Source organism: Chamaesiphon sp. OTE_20_metabat_361, assembly GCF_031364565.1.
On sequence record NZ_JANLWO010000128.1, the window covers coordinates 1 to 3,832 of the forward strand.

At 48.9% G+C, this 3,832-nt stretch carries 4 protein-coding genes and 1 tRNA gene; all 5 read left to right on the forward strand.

Annotation, left to right across the window (positions count from 1 at the left end; genetic code table 11):
* Nucleotides 1-119 precede the first annotated feature (119 nt).
* Nucleotides 120-192, forward strand: a tRNA-Trp gene (locus RMO35_RS03515).
* Between the two features lie 202 nt (nt 193-394).
* On the forward strand, nt 395-1,603 hold the full coding sequence (locus RMO35_RS03520; protein ID WP_309738590.1) for a DUF4336 domain-containing protein: 1,209 nt from the start codon (nt 395-397) through the stop codon (nt 1,601-1,603).
* Nucleotides 1,604-1,799: 196 nt separating this feature from the next.
* Nucleotides 1,800-2,384, forward strand: coding sequence for a hypothetical protein (locus tag RMO35_RS03525; RefSeq protein WP_309738591.1), 585 nt, complete (start codon nt 1,800-1,802; stop codon nt 2,382-2,384).
* Nucleotides 2,385-2,402: 18 nt separating this feature from the next.
* Nucleotides 2,403-2,687: a putative quinol monooxygenase gene (locus tag RMO35_RS03530; RefSeq protein WP_396135041.1), complete on the forward strand. Its 285-nt coding sequence runs from the start codon at nt 2,403-2,405 to the stop codon at nt 2,685-2,687.
* Between the two features lie 275 nt (nt 2,688-2,962).
* Nucleotides 2,963-3,832: homocysteine biosynthesis protein (locus tag RMO35_RS03535; protein ID WP_309738593.1), on the forward strand; the 870-nt coding region annotated here is incomplete at its 3' end.

Consider the following 3,832-nt stretch of genomic DNA (forward strand, 5'->3'; position numbering starts at 1 on the left):
CGGTTCGATCGTCCCTTGGAATAATCTTGCAGATTTTTTTTCAAGTATCCTGACCAATAATTTTAGTTTCATACTATACTAATTTACAGGGTCAGGAAGATCGCTTCTTTTTCTCACATGCGCTTTTAGTTCAGTTGGTAGAACGTCGGTCTCCAAAACCGAATGTCGGGGGTTCAAGTCCTCCAGGGCGCGTAAATAGTCAGGTTTTTGTTGAGATTTTCAGGATACCGATCGCCAAACAACTGCCGTTGAGGTATCGATCGGGACGGGTCAACAGATATAATTGGTAGAACACCATATCGATGCGATCGAGCGATCTTGGGCTGCGCGATCCGAATTCTGGTGTAGTGGATGTGGCGATCGATATGAATTTACAATTACGAGGAGTCCGACTGTGACTCTGAAAGAACGAGTAACTACCGCAACCCAGCCATCAGCGGCAGATGTAGCGTGGCGATTTTGGTTTACATTGCCGATTTATCCATATGGGCGACGGCGCACGCTGCGGCGAGAGGTTGTGGCTGGTGAGCTGTGGGTGTTCGAGCAGGTGCAGGGGATATTTTATGTCGTGGTGCCGATTCGGATGACGGTGGTAAGGTTGGCAGCGGGTGGTTTGCTGGTATATGCACCCGTGGCACCGACAGGGGAATGTTTGCAATTGGTGAAGGAATTAGTCGCCCTGCATGGGGATGTGCGATATATTATTTTACCGACGATTTCGGGGCTGGAGCATAAGGTCTTCGTCGGCCCATTTGCCCGCGCGTTTCCCCAGGCGCAGGTGTGGGTTGCGCCGGATCAGTGGAGTTTTCCTGTCAATTTACCGTTGAGCTGGCTGGGGTTCCCGCGCGGACGCACCCATGTTTTACCGCCAGATAGCTCTGGGACGCCGTTTGGCGATGAGTTCGATTATGCGATCTTGGAGACGATCGATCTCGGTCCCGGACAGTTTGCAGAAGTGGCTATGTTTCACCGTCGCTCGCGGACGTTATTATTAACTGATTCGATCGTGGCGATTCCCAGCCAGCCACCAGAAATCGTCCAACTCGAACTAGATCCATTATTATTTCACGCTCGCGATCGAGCTAATCAAATTATCCCCGATACCCCTGCCAATCGTCAGCGCGGCTGGCAGCGGATCTGCTTATTTGCGCTGTATTTCCAGCCTAGCATCCTCAAAATCCGCAAATGGTCGGATACCTGGCGCGAGTCATTTACCGCCCCTCTACGGTCGCGACAGACCTATTTTGGGATCTATCCATTTGAGTGGCAAGCCGACTGGCAGCAGGGGTTTGTCAACTTGCAAGCAGATGGTCGATTGCTGGTTGCGCCGATCCTTGAGACATTAATTCTCAATCGCGCTCCGCGCCAAACGATCGCCTGGGTCGATCGCGTGGCACAATGGGACTTCGAGCGGATTATTCCCTGTCACTTTGACGCACCAATTAGCACGACTCCTGAAGACTTTCGCTCGGCTTTCGATTTTCTCAAATCCGGTGACGCGGCAGATAGTCCGAGATCGGCTGTCGATGCCGCGCTCGTTCGAGAGATCGATCGGCAATTAGTGAAATGGCGGATTATTTTTCCCCCTCGCGATCGCATTTAACTGTCGCTCGATCTTCGGCACCAATTTCCTTAAGAGGATGTCTGAAAAGTCTGACCTGTTAAGCGCACACCCTAGAAATCCCCCCGAGCAAGCCTTGAAAAGGGGGGAACCGGATCCGGAAGTCCCCCTTTCTAAGGGGGATTTACCCACTGCAAACGAAGCAATTAGACTTTTTAAACAATCTCTGAGGAGCAGCGTGAATACTTCTAGTCCCGATTTTACAACAGTCTTAAATAGTGCGGCAAAATCTGTCGATCGTCCGACGCCAAGTGCGATGGTAGCTGCTCTACAAACGGCGGAAATAACTGCCCGCACGCAAAAGTTAGCAATTCCCTTTGCAGCTTTACTCGGCGAATGGCGCTTGTGTTTTGCCACTGGCGCAAGTAAAACCAAAGGCAAGCAAGTTAAGCTGGGACGCGGGTATTATTTGCCAAAATTTATCCCCGCTTCGATCGCTTTTACGCAAGATGCTGACTCAGAATTGACGGGAACCGTGACGAATAAATTATTAGTTGGAAGTATTTACATCCGCTTTACTGGCCCCTGTCGTTATCCCGGTAAGAAAAATTTATTAGTATTTGATTTTACGGAGATTCAACTTAAATTTCTAGGCGTTACGGTTTACCAAGGTAAGATTCGGAGTGGTAAAGCGGGAATTAAAGATTTTGCGAAAATCTCGATCGCCGATCTACCATTCTTCGCTTTTTTCTGGGCGGGGGAAACTAGCATTGCGGCGCGCGGACGTGGCGGTGGGCTAGCTGTGTGGGTACGCGATGAGTAAACTAAATTTTTGATGTCCATGACGCAATATGTATTAATCATTCATGAAGTCGAAGATTATGACTCATGGAAGCAGATTTTCGATCGCGCTGCCCAGATCCGCAAAGAAGCTGGCGAACGGACGTATCAAGTTTTAAAGGACGCTCGCAATCCTTGTAAAATAGTCCACTTTTCCGCCTGGACATCGATCGAGGCTGCTCGACGATTTTTTGAATCTCCACAGCTAGTTAAAATCAGGCAAGAAGCTGGTGTTAAAGATCCAGAATTTATCTATTTAGAGCAACTCGAATCAGGTACATTATGAACGCTCGATCGAACAGTGAGATCGTAGCATAGGCTGCTATTATTTCCGCTCGGCGATCGACTGCCGTTGGCGTATTGTGGCTGGACTTAACACAATTAGCATCGTCTATGGTGAAACTATCGAGCTACTAAGTAGGTAGGTGCAATTATCTATAAAATAGATTCTGCCTAAAACCTAGATGGTGGGCAGTGCCCACCCTACGAGATATCTTATATTTAATTACGCCCATCTACTTATTCACCATCCACTAGTCACTATTCACTATCCACTAACTCATGAAAACGATCGATCTAATTAATGAGAAATTTAGCAATAAACAAGCGGTAGTCTGGACGGTTGATGAGGTCAAAATTAAGGTTGCGGAACTCGGAATTGCTAAAATTGCCGAAATGGTGGATGTGGTAACCACGGGTAGTTTCGAGCCGATGGAATCATCGGGCGCAATTCTCAATTTAGGACATACCGATCCGCCAATTAAGATTCGATCGTGTACGTTGGATGGCGTTCCGGCTTATGCTGGATTTGGGGCGGTAGACTTGTATCTAGGTGCTACTCAGTTAGTCGAATATGCTGGAGAAATTGGCGATGAAGATCGCAAAGAGCGCGGTGGCGCACATGTAATCGCCGATTTAATTGCCGGGAAAGGTGTCCATCTCCGCGCGATCGGTCAAGCTACCGACTGCTATCCCAGAGCCTCTTTCGATACGACGATTACCAAAGATACGATCAATCAATTTTACCTCTACAACCCCCGGAATTTGTACCAAAACTTCATCGTTGGGGTCAATGGTGGCGATCGCCAGTTGTACACTTATCTAGGCCCCTTACAGCCCCGACTGGGGAATGCTGTTTATTCCAATACTGGGGCAATTTCACCACTATTAAACGACCCCGATTTGGAAGTAATTGGCATCGGGACGCGGATTTGGTTGGGTGGGGGGATCGGCTATGTCGCCTGGGAAGGTACCCAGCATTTCCCACTCCAAAAACGGGGCGAAAATCGTACGCCGATCGGCCCTGGCGCGACGCTGGCGCTAATTGGCGATGCCAAGCAGATGGATCCTAAATGGGTGCGGGGTTGCTATCTCAAAAATTATGGTTCTTCTTTGATGTTGGGGGTGGGTGTGCCGATTCCGGTACTAAAT

Bases quoted from the DNA above. Each gene is read 5' to 3' on its own strand.
- RMO35_RS03530 (WP_396135041.1), top strand. From the start codon at position 2,403: ATGACGCAATATGTATTAATCATTCATGAAGTCGAAGATTATGACTCA.